Here is a 21,890-nt window from a genome sequence, read left to right as displayed (position 1 = left end):
AGTCTTGAGGCCTGCTTGTGACGTCGACTCCCGGAGCGCTCGCCGTGGATCAGTTGGCCCTGCTGTTCGTGCTGCTGCTGGGGGCCCTGGTGAGCGTGCCGCTGGGGGACCGGTTCGGAGTGCCGGCGCCGGTGCTGATGACGCTGCTCGGCATCGTGCTCGCGGTGGCCGACTTCGTCCCGAACGTGAACATCCCGCCGGAGCTGATCCTGCCCGCGCTGCTGCCGCCGCTGCTCTACGCGGCGGTGCGGCGGACGTCCTGGCGGCAGTTCACCGCCAACAAACGGCCGATCTTCCTGCTCGCCGTCGCCCTGGTGTTCGTCACCACGGTGTGCGTGGCCGCCGTCGCCTCCGCGATCGTGCCCGGGCTGCCGGTCGCCGCCGCCGTGGCGCTGGGCGCGCTGGTCGCCCCGCCCGACCCGGTCGCCGCGACCGCCGTCGCCGGACAGCTCGGGCTGCCGCGCCGGCTGGTGTCCATCCTGGAGGGCGAGGGGCTGTTCAACGACGTCACGGCCATCGTGCTGTACCACGTGGCGATCGCCGCCGTGGTCGGCGGGAGCTTCTCACCGTGGCAGGCCGGACTGGACCTGGTGCTGTCCGCGGTGGTCGCCGTCGCCGTGGGCCTGGCACTCGGCTGGGGGGCGAACTGGCTGATGGACGTGCTGGAGGACGCCACCCTGCAGATCGGGCTGACGCTGCTGGTGCCGTACGCCTCGTACGTCCTCGCGGAGGAGCTGCACGGGTCCGGGGTGCTCGCCGTGCTGACCACCGCGCTCTTCCTCGCCGAGTACGCCTCCCACCCGGACGACGTGATGACGCGGCTGGCCGGGCACACCTTCTGGGACATCGTCGACACGCTCGTCACGGGGGTGGCGTTCGGGCTGATCGGCCTGGAGCTGCACAACGCGATCCGGACGGCGTCCGGGCGGTGGGGCGAGCTGCTCGGCTGGGCGGGCACGATCGTGGGCGTGGTGGTCCTCGTACGCCTGCTGTGGCTGATGCCGGCGACCTGGCTGACCAAACGGCTGCACGCCAAGCGGGACTACGACGAGGACATCCCGACCAGCTGGCGGGAGACCGTCGTGATGTGGTGGTCCGGGATGCGGGGCGTGGCCTCGGTGGCGCTGGCGCTGGCCGTTCCGCTCAAGACCGACGACGGGTCGCCGTTTCCCGACCGGGACGAGATCGTGTTCATCGCCTTCGGCGTGATCATGGCGACGCTGGTGCTGCAGGGGCTGACCCTGCCGTGGCTGGTGAGGCGGCTGGGCGTGCGGGCGGACACGGAGCGGGAGAAGGAGTTCGAGAAGCAGCTGGCCGTGCGGGCGGCCAAGGCGGCCAAGCTGCGGCTGAGGGAGATCGAGTCGGTCGAGGACCTGCCGGAGGAGCTGTCCGAGCAGATGGCGCGGCGGGCGTTCGACATCGGGCTGCGGATCAGTCCGGACATGGGGCAGGACGAGCGGCGCGACGCGCACGAGCGGCGGGTGCGGCGGCTCAAGAAGGTGCGGCGGATCCAGGGGGAGATGCTCAGTGCCGCGCGGCACGAGGTGATGGCCGCGCGCAGCGAACCCGGGGCGGATCCGGAGATCGTGGACCGGGTGCTGCGGCATCTGGACGTGCGTAGCCTGCGGTGAGGGCGGGGGTTTCCCACCGCCCCGCCCTCACCCGTTTCCAGTCGGTCGGGAAGCCGTCAGGCCCCGCCCGTCCGGGGGGTCTCGTAGGCGCGGTGGTGGGCGCCGTCCTGGGACGGGATGCGGGGGCTGTTCGGGGGGAGGGAAGCGTCGGCCGTGTTGACGCGGGGCAGGGCGTACGGGTGCTCCGCGGACAGCCAGTTGATCATCTCCTCGCGGACCGTGACCCGCGTCGTCCAGATGTCGTCGGCGTCCTTCGCCGTCATCAGGGCGCGGACCTGGATCGTGTTGGGCGTCGAGTCGGTGACCACCAGGCCGTGGGCGCGGCCGTCCCAGGCGTCGCACTTGCGGAGGATGTCCCGCAGCTTCTCGCGCATCGCCTCGATGGGCGCGCTGTGGTCGAGGTGCCAGTAGACGATGCCGGTCATCTGCGGGGTGCCGCGCGACCAGTTCTCGAACGGGTTCGCTGTGAAATACGACACAGGCATGGTGATCCGGCGCTCGTCCCAGGTCTTGACCGTCAGGAAGGTCAGCGTGATCTCCTCGACGGTCCCCCACTCGCCGTTCACCACCACGGTGTCCCCGATCCGCACCATGTCGCCGAAGGCGATCTGGAGCCCGGCGAACATGTTGCTCAGCGTGGACTGCGCGGCGACACCGGCGACGATGCCGAGGATGCCCGCCGAGGCCAGCAGCGAGGCACCGGCCGCGCGCATCGCCGGGAACGTCAGCAGCATCGAGGCGGCGGCCACGACGATCACGATCGCCGACACCACCCGCATGATCAGCTCGACCTGCGTACGCACCCGGCGCACCCGGGCCGGATCGCGGTGGACCCGCGCGTACCGGCTGTACGACGTCTCGACGATGGCGCTCGCGATCCGGATGACCAGCCAGGCGGCGGACCCGATCAGCACCAGGGACAGCGTCCGGCCGATACCGGCCTGGTGCTGCTCCAGCAGCCGAGCCTGGTCGTACGACCCTCTCAGCATGGCGGCGCACAGCACGAGCTGGTAGGGGATGCGCCCGCGGCGCAGCAGCCCCCACAAGGGCGTGTCGCGATCCCGTTCGTCTGCCTTGCGCAGCAGCCGGTCGGTGGCCCAGCCGATGAGCAGGGTCAGTGCGACCGCACTGCCGATCACGATCAGTGGGCGGAGTACGTTCTCCATGCCTCCGAACGTAACCGGCCAGCGGCGGGCTTGAACATGTGAGTTCCGCGCACTCCTGGGTAGGACCCGGCACGGTCACGGTCGGTCACTGTCGTACCCGGCTGGCACCATGGCCTCATGGACATCATGCTCTTTCACTCGACCTACGGCCTCAGGCCCGCGGTGCGCCGGGCCGCGGACCGGCTGCGCGGCGCGGGGCACGAGGTGTGGACGCCGGACCTCTTCGAAGGGCGTACGTTCGACACGGTCGAGGAGGGCATGGCCTTCAACGACGGGATCGGCAAGGACGAACTGCTCAAGCGGGCCGTCCTGGCCGCCGCACCGTATTCCGACCGGGGGCTCGTGTACGCGGGGTTCTCGCTCGGTGCCTCCATCGCGCAGACCCTCGCACTGGGCGACGAGAAGGCGCGCGGGCTGCTGCTCCTGCACGGCACGTCGGACCTCGCGCCGAACGTCTCCGTGGACGAGCTGCCGGTGCAGCTGCACGTCGCCGAGCCGGACCCGTTCGAGACGGACGACTGGCTGAGCGCCTGGTACCTCCAGATGGGCAGGGCCGGCGCCGACGTCGAGGTGTACCGGTACGCCGGGGCCGGTCACCTCTACACCGACCCCGACCTGCCGGACTACGACGAGGAGGCCGCCGAGGCCACCTGGCGGGTGGCGCTCGGCTTCCTCGAATCGCTCTAGCGGGCGGCTACACCGGGTCGTAGGTGCGCTCGACCTGCTGCGTGCCGCTGCGTGTGCGGTACGAACGCTCCCAGGTGGAGGCGGCGTTGGGATCCGTGCGGTCGGACAGCACGTAGTAGTCCATCTGTGCGCGGTCGGCGGTGATGTCCAGGACGCCGTAGCCGTGGCGGTCGGTGTCGACCCAGTGGACGTGCCGGTTGGCGGCCTTGATGACCGGCGCGGCGATGGCGGAGACGGTGCCCTCGGGGACCTTCACGATGTCGTCGAGGTTGTCCGAGGTGACCGAGGTGACGACGAACTCGGTGGCCGCGGAGGCGGACAGCGGGTACGTTCCGGCGTCCACCGGCACGTCGTTGGCCCACGCCATGTGGATGTCGCCGGTCAGGAAGACGGTGTTGCCGATGGCGTTGGAGCGCAGGTGGGCCAGCAGCTCGCGCCGGTCGTCGGTGTAGCCGTCCCACTGGTCGGTGTTGAGGCCGAGGCCGTCCTGCGGCAGCCCGAGCAGCTTGGCGAGCGGCTTGAACAGGTCGGCGGAGAGGGAGCCGATGGCGAACGGTGAGATCATCACCGAGTTGCCGACGAGCCGCCACCTGGTGTCCGATGCCTTCAACCCGGCCTTGAGCCAGTCCAGTTGGGCGCGGCCGGTGATCGTGCGGTCCGGGTCGTCCACGGAGCCGTTGCCGACCTTGACCTGCTGCGAGCGGAACGAGCGCAGGTCCAGCAGGGAGAGGTCGGCGAGCTTGCCGAAGCGCAGCCGGCGGTAGGTGGTGCCCGCGACGGCCGGGCGGACCGGCATCCACTCGAAGTACGCCTGCTTTGCGGCGGCCTGACGGGCGCTCCAGGCGCCCTCGGCGCCCTCGGTGTGGTTCTCGGCGCCGCCCGACCAGGCGTCGTTGGCGAACTCGTGGTCGTCCCAGATCGCGATGACCGGTGCCTTGGTGTGCAGGGCCTGGAGGTCCGGGTCGGTCTTGTACTTGCCGTGCCGGATGCGGTAGTCGGCGAGCGTGAGGATCTCGTGGGTGGGTGCGTGCGTCCGCACGACGGTTCCGCGCGTGCCGTACTCGCCGGTGCCGTACTCGTAGATGTAGTCGCCGAGGTGCAGCCAGGCGTCCAGGTCGCCGCGGGCCGCGAGGTGCCGGTACGAGGCGAAGTAGCCGGCCTCCCAGTTGGCGCAGGAGACCACGCCGAAGCGCAGCCCCGTCACGGCAGCGTCGGCCGCCGGCGCGGTGCGGGTGCGTGCCGCCGGGGAGTCGGTGCCGCCGGCCGAGAAGCGGAACCAGTAGTCGGTGGCGGGCTCCAGGCCGCGGATGTCGGCCTTGACCGTGTGGTCGGAGGCGGCCGTCGCGGTGGTGGACCCCTTGGCGACGACGGTGGTGAACGCCCTGTCCTTCGCCACCACCCAGCTCACCTCGGTGTCCGGGCCGAGCCCGGACCCGGGTGTCGCCTCGGCGGTGGGCGTCACCCGGGTCCACAGCAGGATGCCGTCGGGCAGCGGGTCGCCGGAGGCGACGCCGTGCAGGAAGGCGGGCGCCTCGGCCGCGCGGGCGGGCAGCGCGGCGGCGAGCGGGCCGGCCAGGACAGCGGTCGCCGCCGCGGCCTTGACGACCGTGCGGCGGCGCGGGGAGAGGGAGTTGACGCTCTCGGACGATGTGGAGGCTCTGTATCGACTGGTCACGGCCGATCAGGTTACTGATCGGTACGTCATGCGCGCGAGTGAACTCCTAAATGTGCCCTTTGTTTGGTTTGCGCCCCACCCCGCCGGCGGTCCTCCCTTTGAAGCGCAACGTGAAGTGCGTCACGGTTCGCATTCGCCGTTCGGCGCCGCCCCCATCACAACAAAACGCCCCCTCGGACCCGTTGAAGGAATTCCGAGGGGGCGTTTCAAGCAATCGCGGAACCGGTCGGATGTCAGCCGATTCGGACGCCGGTCAGCAGTGCTTCACCGTGCCCGACTTGAGAGCCAGGTGTCCGTTGTAGATCCATCCCTCGCTCACGCGGGTCCACTGGTTGCCGTATTGGTTGATGGTGTAGCACCAGGCGTTCAGGTCGTGGCCCGGCGCCATGCTCATCACCGCCGTGCACGCCGACGCGGGCTCCTTGTACGCCGTCGCGCCGCCCACGACCACGACAACCCCGTTGGATATGTTGCTCGCCGACACGTGATCACAGGCTGCGGCAGCCGCCGTGCCCGCGGTCGCCACGTTCAGCGCGATGCCGCTCATGGTCAGCGCGGTCGCTCCCAGTACCGCCGCCAGCTTCTTGTGAGATCCCATGTGCACCCCTCGTTTTCTGACCAAGGTCATCTTGCGAACCATGATTCAACCGGCAGCCGATGGAGCCCACCACAGGGTTTCCGGAAAACATCTGGCCGAAATGTTCCCTGGTGGGAGCGCGATTTCCGCGCCGCGATTCCCGCGGGAAGCCGTCCTCGTCACGGGCGATGGCGACATCGTGGTGTCCTCGGTGGAGACCGGTGTTACACGCACTTTGCCGCGAACGGTGACAAGCTCGCCGTCTGTGATCACGACGCGGATGGAATGCGTGCAGTGGCGCGAATCGGTTCGCACCCCTGGATAGCGGACACATCGGGTGACGACGGGGACGGGAAGTGTCCCGGGCCTGAAGCCGGCCCGGGGCACTTCCCGTTCACGTGGGCTGCGGAACTTAAGAGTTGAGAGCCTTCTGCATTGCGGTATTGAAGTCGGTGACCGACATGGGGGCGCTCTTGCCGTCGCTGCCGGTGACAATCTTGCCATCCATAAGCAGTGTCGGGGTCCCCTGGAAACCGTACTTCTTTCCATCCGTGTTGAACTTGCTGCCCATCACGAGGGCCCACTTGTCGTAGGTCCCCTTCTTCACGGCATTTTGGAACGCCGTGTTGTTCTTGAGGGCGCTCACTGTGTTCGCCACCTTGATCAGGTAGTCGTCGCTCTTGAACTTGTCGTCCTGCTCATCCGGGTGGAATTTCGTCGAGTAGAGAGCGGTCTTGTACTCGAGGAAGGCCTCGGGGCTGACGTTCAGGGCCGCGCCCAGTGCACTCAGCGCGTTCTTGGAGCCCTCGCCCGGGATGTTGTTGTCGATGAACGTGGCGCCGACGTACTGAATTTTGAACTTGCCGGCATCGAGATCCTTCTTGACCGTCGAGCCGACCGTCTGCTCGAACTGGGCGCAGACCGGGCAGCGCGGGTCCTCGTACATCACGAGGGTCTTCTTGGCGGTGCTCTTTCCGATGACGACGGTCGTACCGTCCGTCCCCGTGCTGTTGGCCGGCTTGACCAGCTTCTCCTTTTTCACCGCATCCCAGCCGCTGGGCTTGTTGGCCTGGACGACGGCGTAGCCTATGCCGCCGGCCGCCGCCAGGACGGCCACGACCGAGCCGGCCACGATGGCCTGCCGCTTGGCCTTGTCGCGCTTGGCCTGGCGCTCGCGCTCCTGGCGCAGCCGCTCCCGGGCCTGCGTCTTCGCCGCCTGGGTGTTCCGCTTGCTCATCTTGGTGATCTCCATGTGGGACGCGCACAGGTCGTACGCGGAATACGTGTGGGGGACTGGTCGTGCTCAGGTGTCGCTCAGGCGAAGGCGACCGAGCACGGCGGTCCACGCCGTCCCAGGGAGTGCACGAGAAGCCGGTCCCGGGCGATGGTCGTACGGGTGTGCGGGATCCGGACCCGCCGCACCGACGCCGGATCCGGCCGGACGGCCACCGCGGCCACCGCCAGCAGCAGCGGCCGGAACGTGGTCGCGGTCACCGCGCGCACCAGTTGGGCCAGCGCCCGTTCGCCCCGGCGCAGCCAGGCGGCGGCCAGCAGACCGACCCCGACGTGCGCGGCCAGCAGCAGCCAGGCGGTCGTCGGACCGGCGTGGGCGAGCAGGGCGGCCAGCCGGTCGGTGCCGGTGACCCGGGTCAGTTCAGTGCCCATACCGCCGTTGCCGCACAGCACGTCCCAGCCGACCGAGCGCAGCGGGCCCGCGACGGGGCCGCCGGCCCGGCCGTAGCAGACGTGCTGGCCGGTGGTGAAGACGGTGTCGGCGGTCAGTTCCAGCGGGATCAGCGCGGCGGCGATCCGGCCGAAGCCGCGCTCGCGGCCCGCGAGGGCGTACGCGAGGAGGAACACGGCGACCGCGACCGCGGCCACCGTGTTCACCGGCAGCGGGACCCGGGACAGCAGCACGTGCGACGCGCTGCTGAGCGTCACGACCAGTGCCGTGAACAGCGCCGCGCGTACGGCTCTGAGCTGGATCCCGGATATGTCCATAGCGTGGAGAGTGTGACACGTCCTGCTGTAAGAGACCCCTAAAGGGGGCCTGTGGGTGGCCCCCCGGTCACAGACCCGGAATGCGGCCGTTGCGGAACAGGTCGACGAAGATCTGGTGGTCGGCACGCGCGCGTGCGCCGTAGCCGTGCGCGAAGTCGGTCAGCAGGTCCGCGAAGCCCTCCTCGTCGGCCGCGATCGCCGCGTCGATGGCCCGCTCGGTGGAGAACGGCACCAGGGACTCGCCGGAGGTGTCGTCCGCCGCCGCGTGCATGGTGGCGGTGGCCCGGCCCAGGTCGGCGACGACGGCCGCGATCTCCTCCGGGTCGTCGATGTCGCTCCAGTCCAGGTCGACGGCGTACGGCGACACCTCGGCGACCAGCTGGCCCGTCCCGTCGAGCTCCGTCCAGCCCAGCCACGGGTCGGCGTGTGCCTGGAGGGCGCGCTGGGAGATCACCGTGCGGTGGCCCTCGTGCTGGAAGTAGTCCCGGATCGCCGGGTCCGTGATGTGCCGGGAGACCGCCGGGGTCTGGGCCTGCTTGATGTAGATCACGACGTCGTTCTCCAGGGCGTCGCTGTGGCCCTCCAGCAGGATGTTGTACGACGGCAGCCCGGCCGATCCGATGCCGATGCCGCGCCGCCCGACGACGTCCTTGACGCGGTACGAGTCCGGGCGGGCCAGCGAGGTCTCCGGCAGCGTCTCCAGGTAGCCGTCGAAGGCCGCCAGCACCTTGTAGCGGGTCGCCGCGTCCAGCTCGATGGAGCCGCCGCCCGGGGCGAAGCGGCGCTCGAAGTCCCGGATCTCCGTCATCGAGTCCAGCAGCCCGAAGCGGGTGAGGGAGCGGGCGTCACGCAGCGCGTCCAGCAGGGCGCCCTGCGCGGTGTCCAGCGTGAAGGGTGGCACCTCGTCGCTCTTGGCGCCGGTCGCCAGGGCGTGGATGCGCTCGCGGTAGGCGGCCGCGTAGCCCCTGATCAGCTCGGTGATCTGGTCGTCGCCGAGCGCCTTCGCGTACCCGACGAGGGCGATGGAGGCGGAGAAGCGCTTCAGGTCCCAGGTGAAGGGGCCGACGTACGCCTCGTCGAAGTCGTTGACGTTGAAGATCAGCCGGCCGTTGGCGTCCATGTACGTGCCGAAGTTCTCGGCGTGCAGGTCGCCGTGGATCCAGACCCGGGAGGTGCGCTCGTCGAGGTACGGGCCGCCACGCTTCTCCGCGTCGAGGTCGTGGTAGAAGAGGCACGCCGTGCCCCGGTAGAACGCGAAGGCCGAGGCCGCCATCTTCCGGAACTTCACGCGGAACGCGGCCGGGTCGGCGGCGAGGAGCTGGCCGAAGGCGGTGTCGAAGACGGCGAGAATATCCTCGCCGCGCTGCTCGTCGTTGAGCTGGGGTGCCGACATCGCTGGGTGCCTCCTGGTGCATCAAGTGGGTGCGACGGCGTTGCTGCCGTCTCCAACGCACGAAGGTACGCGGGAGTGCCCGGCGAGTGTCAGTCCCGGGGCATAGACTTCGACGCTGTCCCCCAGACTGTCCGCAGTCGGTCCGCAGTCGGTCCGAAGATCGTCGAAGCCTGTTCTCCTTGGAGGCCGAAACCGTGTCGAAGCCGCCCTTCACGCACCTGCACGTCCACACCCAGTACTCGCTGCTGGACGGTGCCGCGCGGCTCAAGGACATGTTCAACGCCTGCAACGAGATGGGCATGACGCACATCGCCATGTCCGACCACGGCAACCTCCACGGGGCGTACGACTTCTTCCACTCCGCGCAGAAGGCCGGAGTCACCCCGATCATCGGCATCGAGGCGTATGTCGCCCCCGAGTCGCGGCGCAACAAGCGCAAGATCCAGTGGGGCCAGCCGCACCAGAAGCGGGACGACGTCTCCGGTTCCGGTGGTTACACCCACAAGACGATGTGGGCGGTGAACAAGACCGGCCTGCACAACCTCTTCCGGCTGTCCTCGGACGCGTACGCCGAGGGCTGGCTGCAGAAGTGGCCCCGGATGGACAAGGAGACCATCGCCCAGTGGTCCGAGGGCATCGTCGCCTCCACCGGCTGCCCCTCCGGCGAGGTCCAGACCCGGCTGCGCCTGGGCCAGGAGGAGGAGGCCCTCAAGGCGGCGGCGGACTACCAGGACATCTTCGGCAAGGACCGCTACTTCCTGGAGCTGATGGACCACGGCATCGACATCGAGCACCGGGTCCGCGAGGGCCTGCTGGAGATCGGCAAGAAGCTCGGCATCCCGCCGCTGGTCACCAACGACTCGCACTACACGTACGCCCACGAGGCCGGCGCCCACGACGCCCTGCTTTGCATCCAGACCGGCAAGAACCTCTCCGACCCCGACCGCTTCAGGTTCGACGGCACCGGCTACTACCTCAAGTCCACGGACGAGATGTACGCCATCGACTCCTCGGACGCCTGGCAGGAGGGCTGCGCCAACACGCTGCTCGTAGCCGAGATGGTCGACACGACCGGCATGTTCGAGAAGCGCGACCTCATGCCCAAGTTCGACATTCCCGAGGGCTACACCGAGGTCACCTGGTTCAAGGAGGAGGTCCGCCGCGGCATGGAGCGCCGCTTCTCCGGCAACGTGCCGGAGGACCGCCAGAAGCAGGTCGAGTACGAGATGGACGTCATCATCCAGATGGGGTTCCCGGGCTACTTCCTCGTGGTCGCCGACTTCATCATGTGGGCCAAGAACAACGGCATCGCGGTCGGCCCCGGCCGTGGCTCCGCGGCCGGTTCGATCGTCGCCTACGCCATGGGCATCACCGACCTCGACCCGATCCCGCACGGTCTGATCTTCGAGCGGTTCCTCAACCCCGAGCGCGTCTCCATGCCCGACGTCGACATCGACTTCGACGAGCGCCGGCGCGTCGAGGTCATCAGGTACGTGACGGAGAAGTACGGCGCCGACAAGGTCGCCATGATCGGCACCTACGGCAAGATCAAGGCCAAGAACGCGATCAAGGACTCCGCGCGCGTGCTGGGCTACCCGTACGCGATGGGCGACCGCCTCACCAAGGCGATGCCCGCCGACGTCCTCGGCAAGGGCATCGACCTCAACGGCATCACCGACCCCTCGCACCCGCGCTACAGCGAGGCGGGCGAGATCCGCGGGATGTACGAGAACGAGCCGGACGTGAAGAAGGTCATCGACACCGCCAAGGGCGTCGAGGGCCTGGTCCGGCAGATGGGCGTGCACGCGGCCGGCGTGATCATGTCCAGCGAACCCATCGTCGACCACGCCCCCATCTGGGTGCGGCACACGGACGGCGTGACCATCACGCAGTGGGACTACCCGCAGTGCGAGTCGCTCGGCCTGCTCAAGATGGACTTCCTCGGGCTGCGCAACCTGACGATCATGGACGACGCCGTCAAGATGGTGAAGTCCAACAAGGGCGTCGACCTCGACCTGCTGTCCCTGCCGCTCGACGATCCGAAGACCTTCGAACTGCTCCAGCGCGGTGAGACCCTCGGCGTCTTCCAGTTCGACGGCGGGCCCATGCGTTCGCTGCTGCGCCTGATGAAGCCCGACAACTTCGAAGACATCTCCGCCGTCTCCGCGCTCTACCGTCCGGGTCCGATGGGCATGGACTCGCACACCAACTACGCGCTGCGCAAGAACAAGCTCCAGGAGATCACCCCGATCCACAAGGAGCTGGAGGAGCCCCTCGAAGAGGTCCTGGCCGTCACCTACGGCCTGATCGTCTACCAGGAGCAGGTGCAGAAGGCCGCCCAGATCATCGCCGGGTACTCGCTCGGCGAGGCCGACATCCTCCGCCGCGTGATGGGCAAGAAGAAGCCCGACGAACTGGCGAAGAACTTCGTCCTCTTCCAGCAGGGCGCCCGGAAGAACGGCTACAGCGACGAGGCGATCCAGGCCCTGTGGGACGTGCTGGTCCCCTTCGCCGGCTACGCCTTCAACAAGGCGCACTCCGCCGCGTACGGACTGGTCTCGTACTGGACCGCCTACCTGAAGGCGAACCACCCCGCCGAGTACATGGCCGGGCTGCTCACCTCGGTCAAGGACGACAAGGACAAGTCGGCCGTCTACCTCAACGAGTGCCGCCGCATGGGCATCAAGGTGCTCCCGCCGAACGTCAACGAGTCGGTGCACAACTTCGCCGCGCAGGGCGACGACGTGATCCTCTTCGGCCTCGAAGCCGTGCGCAACGTCGGCACCAACGTGGTGGAGTCGATCATCAGGAGCCGCAAGGCCAAGGGCAAGTACGACTCCTTCCCCGACTACCTCGACAAGGTCGAGGCCGTCGCCTGCAACAAGCGCACCACGGAGTCGCTGATCAAGGCCGGCGCCTTCGACGAGATGGGCCACACCCGCAAGGGCCTCACCGCCCAGTACGAGCCGATGATCGACAACGTGGTCGCGGTCAAGCGCAAGGAGGCCGAGGGGCAGTTCGACCTCTTCGGCGGCATGGGCGAGGAGACCAGCAGCGAGCCCGGCTTCGGACTCGACGTGGAGTTCACCACCGAGGAGTGGGACAAGACCTATCTGCTCGCCCAGGAGCGGGAGATGCTCGGTCTGTACGTCTCCGACCACCCGCTCTTCGGCCTCGAGCACGTGCTGTCCGACAAGGCCGACGCGGGCATCGCCCAGCTCACCGGCGGCGAGCACGCGGACGGCGCGGTCGTCACCATCGGCGGCATCATCTCGGGCCTGCAGCGCAAGATGACCAAGCAGGGCAACGCCTGGGCCATCGCCACGGTCGAGGACCTCGCGGGATCGATCGAGTGCATGTTCTTCCCGGCGACCTACCAGCTCGTCTCGACCCAACTCGTCGAGGACGCGGTCGTCTTCGTCAAGGGCCGCCTCGACAAGCGCGAGGACGTGCCCCGGCTGGTCGCCATGGAACTGCAGGTCCCGGATCTGTCCAACGCCGGCACCAACGCGCCCGTGATCCTCACCATCCCGGCCACGCGGGTCACCCCGCCGATGGTCAGCCGCCTCGGCGAGATCCTCAGCCACCACAAGGGCGAGAGCGAGGTCCGCATCAAGCTCCAGGGCCCGCGCAAGACGACGGTCCTGCGCCTGGACCGGCACCGCGTGAAGCCGGACCCGGCGCTCTTCGGCGACCTCAAGGTGCTGCTCGGCCCGTCCTGCCTGGCGGGCTGACCGCAACCCCCGGTGTGCGGCCGGGAGACCGATGTGAACGAGGGGCGTATCCGCGATCGGATGCGCCCCTTGTCCGTGCCTGGGCTCAAGGGCCCGCGCGCCGGTCTCAGTTGTGGCCGAAGCGCTTGTGCTGCTTACGTGCGACATCCGCCGGGCTGCCCGGTATGTGCGCCATCTCGGGATCGTGCGCCTCCGGGGCACGCTGCGTGTGCTCCTGCGGCTGCTCGGCCTGCGAGGAGCGGTTCTTCGGGCCGGCCTGCTTGCGGTTGTTCTTGTTCTTGGCCATGGTGATCTGCCTCCTGAAGGGGATCTAGGGGCCAGGGCCGCCATCAGATTCACATAGGCTGACAATGAACGCATTCCGGATAATTACCGTCTGTGACAGGCTTGTCGGAGCGCACGACCCCGAAACGCCACGCCGAAGATCGAGTTCGAGCCGTTAAGCCCCGCACGGTCGGGCAGACTCGAAGGAAGCCGCAAGCAGAAACCTCCCGGGAAGAAGGTGAGTCGCGTGGACCGCTGCATCGTCCTGGTGGACGCCGGGTACTTGCTGGGGGCCGCAGCCAGCCTCCTCGCCGGAGAGCCCTCACGGTCCCGGATCACCGTCGACCACACCGCCCTCATCCAGGCGCTGCGCGAGCGGGCGGAGGCCGACACCGAACGCCCCCTGCTGCGCATCTACTGGTTCGACGGCGCCCCCGACCGCGTCCCCCAGCCGGAGCACCGTCGGCTGCGCGTGATGCCCCGGGTCACCGTCCGGCTCGGCGCGCTGACCCGCAGCGACGGACGCTGGGCGCAGAAGGGCGTGGACGCCGCCATGCACGCCGAGCTCACCGAGCTGGCCCGTAACCGCGCCTGCTCCGACGTCGTCCTGGTCACCGGCGACGGCGACCTGCTGCCGGGCATGATGGCCGCCAAGGAACACGGCGTCGCCGTCCACCTGTGGGCCGTACAGGCCGCCGACGGCGACTACAACCAGTCCGAGGACCTGGTCGCCGAGGCCGACGAACGGCGCGTGCTGGACCGGGCCTGGATCACGCAGGCGGTACGGGCCAAGGAGCTCACCGGCATCTGCGCGCCGCAGCCCGTGCCCCGCCCGGAGATCGCCGCCATCCTCTCCGCGCCGCTGCCCGAGTCCGCGCTGGCCGCAGCGCCCGAGCGGCCCGCCGAGGAGAGCGAGCACACGGCGGCCGCCCCCGCCGGGCAGAACGGCGCGCAGGAACGGGTGCCGCCCAAGGGCGTACCCACCCCCAAGGACCTCGCCGCGCTGCGCGCGCCCGGCGCGCAGACCGCGCAGCATCCGCCCACGGCCACCCTGCGCTGGTCCTCCGACAAGGGCTGGGTGGACCGGCCGGGCGTGGTGGCCGAGCCGCCGGAGGTCGCGTCCATGCCGACGCTGGCCCAGCTGACCACCGCCGAGCAGCGGTGGGCCGACCGCGAGGAGGACATCACCACGGTCGGCGGGGACCCGTACGAGGTCGGACAGGTCTTCGCCCGGCGCTGGATCTCCCGGCTGGGCGACCAGAGCCACCTGCCGAAGCTCTCCGCGATGTACCCGCGCATCCCGCACCGCATCGACGGCGAGCTGCTGCGCTACGCGGCCCGCTTCGGCCTCCTCGCCCACAAGGACGACCAGATCGACGAGCACGACCGGTACGCCATCCGGGCGGGGTTCTGGCGGGAGACCGACGTACCCGCGGCCACGGAGCAGGCGCCGGCCGGGGAGTGAGCCCCCGGCCGTCAGGCCCCAAAGGCGAGTAAAGGGCCCGGACGGCGTACTCTCGTCCCTTGTGAGTACGCGCGTGGCACAGGCACTTCGGCATCCGGATGACGTGGTGTGCGCCGTGCGCGGACTGACCAAGACCTATCCGGCCGTGCGCGGTCGACGCGGCGCGCCCGGGACCCCTGAGGTCCGGGCCACCGACGACGTGGCGCTCGACGTCCGCCGCGGCGAGATCTTCGGGCTGCTCGGACCCAACGGCGCCGGCAAGTCCACCCTCGTACGGCAGCTCACCGGGCTGCTGCGGCCGGACGCCGGCAGCGTGGAGCTGCTCGGCCACGACATCGTGCGGCATCCGGAGCGGGCCTCGCGCATCCTCGCCTACCTCGGCCAGGAGTCGACCGCTCTCGACGAGCTGACCGTCTCCCTCGCCGTGGAGACCACCGGACGCCTGCGCGGCCTGGACGTGGCGCGGGCGCGGGCCGAGCGGGACGCCGTGCTGGAGGAGCTGGGGCTGGCCCCGATCGCCGTGCGGGCGCTGAAGAAGCTGTCCGGCGGCCAGCGGCGGCTCGCCTGCTTCGCCGCCGCCCTGGTCGGCGAGCGACCGCTGCTGGTGCTCGACGAGCCGACCACCGGCATGGACCCGGTGGCGCGGCGCGCCGTGTGGTCCGCCGTCGACCGCCGGCGCGCCGAGCGCGGCACGACCGTCCTGCTGGTCACCCACAACGTCATCGAGGCCGAGACCGTCCTCGACCGGGTCGCCGTCCTGGACGAGGGCCGGGTCATCGCCTGCGACACCCCCGCCGGGCTCAAGGAACGCGTGGCCGGCGAAGTGAGGGTGGAACTGGTGTGGCGTGAGCAGGCGCCCCTGGAGGTGCCCGAGGTCGCCGCGCTGCGCGAGCGGGCCGTTCAGGCCGGGCGCCGCTGGACCCTGCGGCTCGCGCCCGAGGAGGCCCGCGCGGCCGTCGCCACGGTCACCGGCGGGGCCGCCTTCGCCGCACTGGACGACTTCACCCTCGCCACGCCCAGCCTGGAGGACGTGTACCTGGCACTGGGCGGTGCCGCGCGGCAGGGTTTGGTGAAGGCGTGAGCACGCGGGGCGCCGCATCCGTACGGTCCCCCGGGGGACGGCTAGGGCCTGTTGCGAAAGTCTCGCCTGCCCGGCGACGCCCGGCACGCTCCCCCACTGCCTTGAGGGCGTGGGAGGTGCCCCCACTCGCCGCACCGGGCACAGACCCGAGTACGTCCGGTACGAGGGCCTGCGCCCGGCACGCCGAGAGCACGCACCGGACGCCGCCGGGCCCGCCCTCCGGGCGGACGACGGGACTTTCGCAACAGGCCCTAGGCCGCCGCAGGGAAGAGGAGCAGCTCGACGTGAGTGCCGTATCCGCGCAGTCTCCCGCGGGGAGGGCCGTGTCCGTGCCGGAGCCGGCGACGGGCGCGGCCGAGCTGGGGCCGCGTGCGCGGCTGTGGCCGTCGATGGCCGCCGTGTACCGGGCGCAGCTGTCCCGGGCCAGGGTGGCGCGGATGCCGCTGCTGTTCGTGGCGACCTTCCAGTCCGTCGGCATCATGATCATGATGCGGGGGGTGGTGGACACCCGGGGCGAGGCCCAGTCCGTGGTGGCCGGGTCCTCGGTCGTCGTCGTCGCGTTCGTCGCGCTGAACCTGCTGGCGCAGTACTTCGGGCAGCTGCGGGCCGGCGGCGGGCTCGACCACTACGCCACACTGCCGGTGCCGCCGGCGGCGGTGGTGCTGGGGGCGGCGGGGGCGTACGCGTCCTTCACCGTGCCCGGGACCCTGGTGACCGCCGCGTTCGGCTGCGCGCTGTTCGGGCTGCCGCTGGGCAACCTGTGGATCCTCGTCGCGGTGATCCCGCTCGCGGGCGCCGCGCTCGCCGGGCTCGGCGCGGCCTGCGGGCTGCTCGCGCCGCGGCCGGAACTGGCCACGCTGCTCGGGCAGCTCGGCATGTCCGCGGCGCTGCTCCTCGGTGTGCTGCCGCCGGACCGGATGCCGGAGCTCGTACGGCTGGCTCGCGACCTGCTGCCGTCCACGTACGGAGTGGAGGCGTACGCGCGGACCTTCGGGGCACACCCCCACTGGGCGTTCGTCGCCGGTGACCTGGGGGTGTGCGCCGGGGTCGGGGTGGTGTCGCTGGCCGTGGCGACCTGGGCGTACCGCCGGGCCGCCGTCCGGTGACGCGTCGCACAGGGCGACCTGGCACGATGTCAGGGTGACCGCACCACTGACTCCGCCTCCGCCGCCGCACGAACCGTCCTCGGACCAGGACTGGCAGGCGTCGCAGCCCGCCGGGTCCGCGGGAGGAGCCTACGAACAGGACGGCCCCGGGATGAAGACCGAAGTGCGGGACGCCGCCGTGATCACGGTGGCGATGGCGCTCGGTGGGGTGCTGCTCGGGCTGCTGTGGACGTGGCTGGCGCCGCACGTGCCGCTGGTCGGTGACGAGAGCGGGAAGAACTGGATCGTCTACCTCAAGGACACCGAGGGGGAGCAGGCGATCGGCGTCGACGGAACGTTCACGCTGCTGGCGGTGGCCTTCGGGGTGGTCAGTGCGGTCGTCGTCTTTCTGCTGCGGCGGCGTGGGGGTGTGCCGCTGGTGGTCGCGCTGACGGTGGGGGGTGTGCTGGGATCGTTGCTGGCGTGGCGGCTCGGGGTGTGGCTCGGGCCGGAGAAGGACGTCCTCGCCCATGCCAAGTCCGTGGGGAAGGGCGTGACCTTCTCGGCGCCGCTGAAGGTGGGGGCCAAGGGGGCGTTGCTGGCGTGGTCGGTCGCCGCGGTGCTCGTCCATCTGGGCCTGACCGCGCTGTTCGGCCCGCGCGACCCCGACCCGTACCAGGAGGGCCCGTACGGGGCGTAGGCAGCGCCGCCGGCTTTTCCTCGCCCCCGCCGCCCCTGCCCTTTCCCGTCCTCAGGGGTTCCGCCCCTTCGACCCCGCCAGGGGGCTGCGCCCCCTGGACCCCCCTTTCGGCCTGAACGGCCTCGTCCTCAAGCGCCGCACGGGCTGACAAGAGCGGGCCGGGCCTTCCAGCCGGCCGCGACGGGAGAGGGGAGCCGCGCCTTCCAGCCCACTCGCACGGGTGGTGGGTGGGCATAGGCCGGGGGGTCTGGGGGCGGAGCGCCCAGCGGCCCGGCCCGCCTCGGCCCCGAACGAGGTCAGCCGCGGCCGATCGGGGCCAGGACGGCCTCCGTGAGGGCGGTCAGGTCGGCCGGGGCCAATTCGACCTCCAGGCCCCGGCGGCCCGCCGAGACGCAGATCGTGGGGTGGGCGGACGCCGAGTCGTCCAGGACCGTGGGGAGCTTCTTGCGCTGGCCGAGGGGGGAGATGCCGCCACGGATGTAACCGGTGGTGCGCTCCGCGTGGGCCGGGTCCGCCATGGCCGCGCGTTTGCCGCCGACCGCCGCGGCCAGGGCCTTGAGGTCGAGGGAGCCCGCCACCGGGACCACGGCGACCGTCAGTGTGCCGTCGACGTCCGCGATCAGGGTCTTGAAGACACGCTCGGGGGAGACCCCCATCGCCTCGGCGGCCTCCTCCCCGTAGGAGGGGTGGGACGGGTCGTGGTCGTAGGAGTGGACCGTGTAGTCCACGCCCGCCGCCGTCAGGGCCACCGTCGCGGGGGTGCCGCCCGGCTGCTGGTGCTTCTTGGACTTCTTCGCCATGGAGGGTCCCGGCCTCAGTTCAGACTCGTCTGGCCGCGTGTCAGTTCCGCGGCCGGCAGTGACGGCAGGTTACGGATGATGGCGGTCTCCGCGCGAAGGAGTTTCAGCTCGTCGCGCAGGCGGGACGCGGTGTCCGGGGCCTGCAGCAGACGCTGCTTCGTCGGGGTGTCGTGCATCATCGCCGCCGCGACCAGGTAGGAGACGACGGCGGGCTCGTCCGGCAGCTCCGCACCCGTGGACAGCGAGCGCTCCCGCGCTCCCGCCAGCCGCTTCTGGTACTGGCGGAACGCCCGCAGCACGCCCTCGGCCAGCGCACCCGCCTCGTCGCCCGGGTCCTCCGCCAGCTCCTCCAGCTCGGCGGTCAGGAACGGGCCCGACGCGTCCACGGACAGCAGCCGTACCCGGGTGGTCCCGGTCGCCAGCACCTCGAAGGTGCCGTCGGCCCGCTCCCGGACGGTCGCGGCGTCCGCCACGCAGCCCACGGCGTGGAACGCCCGGGTGGGGTCGGCGCCGAAGCCCGCGGCGGGTCCGCGTTCGGGCAGGGCGGTCGGGTCCGGCATGCCCGGGGCGCTCGGCGCCACTTCGTGGCCGTCGCGGATCGCCACGACGGCGAACCGGCGCGGTTCTTCCTCGGGCGTCTTCAGCAGCTCGCGCATCATGGCGCGGTAGCGCTCCTCGAAGACGTTGAGGGGGAGCACCAGGCCCGGGAACAGTACCGAGTTCAGCGGGAAGAGGGGGAGACGGACGGTGGTCACGGCGCCACCCTAATGGTCACCGGCACGGGCGTGTCCGCGGAGCTCACTCCGCGGTCGCAGCGGAGAAGGCACCAGCCCGGTCCGGCCGGTGCCGGGGACCGCCGTCAGGAGTTCCTCGCGCAGCCGCAGGAAGTGGCCGAGCGGGTCGTCGGAGACCCGGTCCCAGGGGAAGGAGGTGGCGTACGGGCCGATCAGCCGGAGCTGGGCACGGGCGTCCTCCCGGCGGCCCAGCCGCAGGAGCACGTAGGTGAGCTTGTTGCGGATCTCGGCGGGCCAGGGGTCGGCCGCCGGGAACCGGCCGGAGAGCGCGATCGCCCGGTCGGCCGCCGCGTCCAGCCGCTCCCGCGGCACCTCGGGCCCGCAGCTGTCGGTCAGATAGCCGAGGGCCGCCCGCGCGGGCAGCGCCTGGACGAGCGAGTCCGCCGGGGCGTCCTGCGCGGCCAGGTCGGCGAAGTCGAAGCACTCGCGGTGCGAGCCGTGCCAGGAGGCGGCCAGATAGCGCAGGGCGGCCACATGGCAGCCGTAGTGGTGCGGGGCGCGCCGGACCGCCGCCTCCCACAGCTCCTCGAAGTACCGGTCGCCGGCCCGGGACCCGCGCGCGTGGTCCAGTGCGAGCCGCCACGGCACCGGGTCCCGGCCGTCGCCCCGGGCGGCGGCCGTGATCAGCGGGCTCACCTCGCGCAGCAGCTCGGTCCGGGCCGGCGAGGGCCAGGCCCGGTCCACCGCCAGCTGGGATGCCACCAGCAGCCCGTCGGGGTCGTCGGGGGCGGCCTTGCGCCACTCCTCGAACCACTCGGAGCGCGAGCGGGCGAAGCCGGCCAGGCGCCGTGTGTACCGGTCGCGGTTCTCCCACTCGGCGGCCGCTCGGGTGGCGGCCAGCAACTCGGCGGCGGCGCGGTGATCGCCGCTCCCGGCCGCCACGAGGGCGGGGCCGAGGCGGTGGTCGGGAGCGTCGAGCAGCACCTCGTCATCGACCGGCCGTCCGGCCGGGCGCGAGGGGGTCCTTTTCATCCGGGTGGGGCGGATGAACGGGGGCAGCAGAGCCATGGTGTCGACCATTGAAAGACCGCAGGTCGACGACGCGCCAGACCCTGCGGCAAGGCTGTGGAAAGTTGTACGCCGTCCGGTCAAGGGCCGGTAAAAGTTGATTAGTGTTCAACTACTGATGGGTACCTGCCAAGCATCGGGACGCCCGGGTCAGCTCCGGCGCAGCAACCGCGTCGCCCCCGCCGCCACCGTCGTCGCCAGGACCCAGCCCAGCATGACCAGCGCCGCCGCCAGCCACTGCCAGCCGCCGCGCAGCTGCCACTGGCCCACCTGGCCCAGGTCGATGACCGGCAGCAGCAGGTCCAGGGCGAACAGTGCCGGGCTCCAGGCGGGGTGGCCGCCGGAGTTCATCGGCGGATGGCTGGCGTGCGCGAAGGCGAGCGTGCCCGCAGCCCACAGCACCGCCATCCACACGGCGGCCCGGCCGGGCCGGTACCCGTAGGCGACCGTCCAGTCCTGCGCGTACCCCCAGAGCTTGGCGCCCAGCGGCAGGGTCTCGCGGCGGCGGCGCTGCTTGGCGAGCAGCACCTCGCGCGCGTCCTCGTCCTCCCCGGCCCCGCGCAGCACGGCGGCCAGGCGCTCGTACGGCTCGGGGTTGTACTCGGCGGTCGCCGCCGCCACCCAGTCCAGGCGCTCGGTCAGCGGGAACGGGCCCTGCGGCACCAGGCTCTCGTACGTGAAGCCGCCCATGTGCAGACTGCCCGGCCCCGGCCAGCTGGCCGCCCGGTCCACGAGGGTGACCACCCGCGCCCCCGACAGCACCACCTTGCCGCGCTGCGGCCGCTCCCCGAGGAAACGCAGCTCGGGCGTCTGCACCCGGCGCAGCGACAGCTCCTGGTCATCGGTGAAGGCGAACCGGGCCCGCTCGAGGTCGACCGCGTCCCCGAACCGCCCGTCGTCGAGGCGCACCCCGCCCTGGCACGCGAAGCGCTGGACCCGCGTCCCGCGCGCGGGAGTGGTGCCGCTGAGCAGCGGGCTGCCCACGCCGGCCGGGGTCATGTAGAGGGTGCGCTCGACGGTCAGCTGGGGCGCGTTCAGGGCCAGCCGGGAGTAGGGGTTGGCCAGCTTGGCGCCGCGCAGGCTCAGCGACACGCCGACCTTGGCGCTGCGCAGGCTCAGCTCGCCGTGCGACTCCAGCAGTTCGGCCTGGAGGTCCTGGCCGACGGTCATGCCGTCGGCGGCGATCGAGCGGCCGGTGCGGTCCCGGTACACGACCGCCTGGTTGAGCATCAGATCGGTGCCGATGTGCGCGTCGGTGAGCCGGACGCCGTTGTGGAAGCGGCAGCGCGGCAGATGCAGATCGCCCTCGGTGTGCACGCGGGCGGCCTCCAGGCGCGGGACCGCGCAGTCCACCAGGCGCAGGGTCGTGAAACGGGCCTCGGGGACCAGGACGTCCCGGTCGAAGCGGCAGCCCTTCAGCTCCACGTACGGCACCACCGTGCCGCCCGCCAGGTCCAGGGCCCCGCTGACCCGCACGCCGGCCAGCTTCAGCGACGACACACGGCCGGCCAGCGCGGGCGGGCCGTCCAGGAGCAGCCAGCACACGATGCGGGCCCGTACGGTCCGCTCGGGCCCCCAGGGATGCCCGCCGTGCGGATCGTCCACCACGGCGTCCCCGCTGCTCAGGTCGTACACGCTGCCGTTGCGGAACGCCTGCCACATCCCGGCCTCGGCGGCCGTCAGGTCCTCCGGCAGGTCCCCGGCGCGCAGGCCGGCCCCCTCGGTCACCCCTCTTCCCTCCCCCTCAGCTACTCACCGGTTCGCCCGCTAGTACAGCCGTTCATGCCCGCTGAGTGACCCCCCGAACGCTAGACCTGAAGGGGATCTTC

At 70.9% G+C, this 21,890-nt stretch carries 18 protein-coding genes; 7 read left to right on the top strand and 11 right to left on the bottom strand.

What is annotated here, in order from left to right:
- Positions 1-44 precede the first annotated feature (44 nt).
- A complete protein-coding gene (locus ACH45E_RS12255; protein WP_361437365.1) occupies positions 45-1,631 on the top strand; it encodes a Na+/H+ antiporter in 1,587 nt (528 codons plus the stop codon).
- A 56-nt stretch (positions 1,632-1,687) separates the two neighbouring features.
- Here the strand turns inward: ACH45E_RS12255 and ACH45E_RS12250 are convergent, their stop codons facing one another.
- Positions 1,688-2,797, bottom strand: coding sequence for a mechanosensitive ion channel domain-containing protein (locus tag ACH45E_RS12250; RefSeq protein WP_361437363.1), 1,110 nt, complete (start codon positions 2,795-2,797; stop codon positions 1,688-1,690).
- Positions 2,798-2,914: 117 nt separating this feature from the next.
- Here ACH45E_RS12250 and ACH45E_RS12245 point away from each other — a divergent pair, with 117 nt between their 5' ends.
- On the top strand, positions 2,915-3,484 hold the full coding sequence (locus ACH45E_RS12245) for a dienelactone hydrolase family protein (protein ID WP_361437360.1): 570 nt from the start codon (positions 2,915-2,917) through the stop codon (positions 3,482-3,484).
- A 7-nt stretch (positions 3,485-3,491) separates the two neighbouring features.
- On the opposite strand, the gene ACH45E_RS12240 is transcribed toward ACH45E_RS12245, so the two are convergent.
- The 5 genes from ACH45E_RS12240 to ACH45E_RS12220 all read right to left on the bottom strand — a co-directional run bounded on the left by ACH45E_RS12240 (position 3,492) and on the right by ACH45E_RS12220 (position 9,130).
- Positions 3,492-5,159 carry an alkaline phosphatase D family protein gene (locus ACH45E_RS12240; RefSeq protein WP_361437358.1) on the bottom strand — a complete coding sequence of 556 codons (1,668 nt, stop codon included), beginning with the start codon at positions 5,157-5,159 and terminating at the stop codon, positions 3,492-3,494.
- Positions 5,160-5,412: 253 nt separating this feature from the next.
- A complete protein-coding gene (locus tag ACH45E_RS12235) occupies positions 5,413-5,757 on the bottom strand; it encodes a hypothetical protein (RefSeq protein WP_361437356.1) in 345 nt (114 codons plus the stop codon).
- A gap of 391 nt (positions 5,758-6,148) precedes the next feature.
- A complete protein-coding gene (locus ACH45E_RS12230) occupies positions 6,149-6,988 on the bottom strand; it encodes a thioredoxin domain-containing protein (RefSeq protein ID WP_361437354.1) in 840 nt (279 codons plus the stop codon).
- A 62-nt stretch (positions 6,989-7,050) separates the two neighbouring features.
- Positions 7,051-7,737 carry a hypothetical protein gene (locus tag ACH45E_RS12225; RefSeq protein ID WP_361437351.1) on the bottom strand — a complete coding sequence of 229 codons (687 nt, stop codon included), beginning with the start codon at positions 7,735-7,737 and terminating at the stop codon, positions 7,051-7,053.
- A gap of 67 nt (positions 7,738-7,804) precedes the next feature.
- On the bottom strand, positions 7,805-9,130 hold the full coding sequence (locus ACH45E_RS12220; RefSeq protein WP_361437349.1) for a DUF2252 domain-containing protein: 1,326 nt from the start codon (positions 9,128-9,130) through the stop codon (positions 7,805-7,807).
- A gap of 194 nt (positions 9,131-9,324) precedes the next feature.
- Here ACH45E_RS12220 and dnaE point away from each other — a divergent pair, with 194 nt between their 5' ends.
- Positions 9,325-12,864 (top strand): DNA polymerase III subunit alpha, encoded by a 3,540-nt coding sequence (gene dnaE, locus ACH45E_RS12215; protein ID WP_361437346.1) that lies wholly within the window; start codon positions 9,325-9,327, stop codon positions 12,862-12,864.
- Between the two features lie 106 nt (positions 12,865-12,970).
- Here dnaE and ACH45E_RS12210 read toward each other — a convergent pair whose 3' ends face one another.
- A complete protein-coding gene (locus ACH45E_RS12210; RefSeq protein ID WP_361437344.1) occupies positions 12,971-13,150 on the bottom strand; it encodes a hypothetical protein in 180 nt (59 codons plus the stop codon).
- 225 nt (positions 13,151-13,375) lie between these two features.
- On the opposite strand from ACH45E_RS12210, the gene ACH45E_RS12205 reads away from it, so the two are divergent.
- The 4 genes from ACH45E_RS12205 to ACH45E_RS12190 all read left to right on the top strand — a co-directional run bounded on the left by ACH45E_RS12205 (position 13,376) and on the right by ACH45E_RS12190 (position 17,459).
- On the top strand, positions 13,376-14,593 hold the full coding sequence (locus tag ACH45E_RS12205) for an NYN domain-containing protein (protein ID WP_361437342.1): 1,218 nt from the start codon (positions 13,376-13,378) through the stop codon (positions 14,591-14,593).
- 106 nt (positions 14,594-14,699) lie between these two features.
- Positions 14,700-15,674: an ABC transporter ATP-binding protein gene (locus tag ACH45E_RS12200; RefSeq protein ID WP_361438204.1), complete on the top strand. Its 975-nt coding sequence runs from the start codon at positions 14,700-14,702 to the stop codon at positions 15,672-15,674.
- A 284-nt stretch (positions 15,675-15,958) separates the two neighbouring features.
- On the top strand, positions 15,959-16,780 hold the full coding sequence (locus ACH45E_RS12195; protein ID WP_361437340.1) for an ABC transporter permease: 822 nt from the start codon (positions 15,959-15,961) through the stop codon (positions 16,778-16,780).
- A 34-nt stretch (positions 16,781-16,814) separates the two neighbouring features.
- A complete protein-coding gene (locus tag ACH45E_RS12190; RefSeq protein WP_361437338.1) occupies positions 16,815-17,459 on the top strand; it encodes an AAA family ATPase in 645 nt (214 codons plus the stop codon).
- 296 nt (positions 17,460-17,755) lie between these two features.
- Here the strand turns inward: ACH45E_RS12190 and ybaK are convergent, their stop codons facing one another.
- The 4 genes from ybaK to ACH45E_RS12170 form a co-directional block, all read right to left on the bottom strand.
- Positions 17,756-18,259 (bottom strand): Cys-tRNA(Pro) deacylase, encoded by a 504-nt coding sequence (gene ybaK / locus ACH45E_RS12185; RefSeq protein ID WP_361437336.1) that lies wholly within the window; start codon positions 18,257-18,259, stop codon positions 17,756-17,758.
- Between the two features lie 14 nt (positions 18,260-18,273).
- Entirely contained in the window at positions 18,274-19,014 is a 741-nt protein-coding gene (locus tag ACH45E_RS12180; protein WP_361437334.1) for an LON peptidase substrate-binding domain-containing protein, read from the bottom strand.
- A 9-nt stretch (positions 19,015-19,023) separates the two neighbouring features.
- Positions 19,024-20,073, bottom strand: a complete 1,050-nt coding sequence (locus ACH45E_RS12175; protein ID WP_361437332.1) for a hypothetical protein — start codon at positions 20,071-20,073, stop codon at positions 19,024-19,026.
- 138 nt (positions 20,074-20,211) lie between these two features.
- Complete coding sequence (locus ACH45E_RS12170) at positions 20,212-21,789, bottom strand: oxidoreductase (RefSeq protein WP_361437330.1); 1,578 nt, start codon at positions 21,787-21,789, stop codon at positions 20,212-20,214.
- Positions 21,790-21,890 lie beyond the last annotated feature (101 nt).

The sequence above is a fragment of the Streptomyces sp. NPDC020299 genome, from assembly GCF_044387825.1.
Classification (GTDB): Bacteria; Actinomycetota; Actinomycetes; order Streptomycetales; family Streptomycetaceae; genus Streptomyces.
The sequence above is the reverse complement of the archived record's forward strand: the minus strand, read 5'-3'. Positions and strand labels throughout refer to the sequence as shown.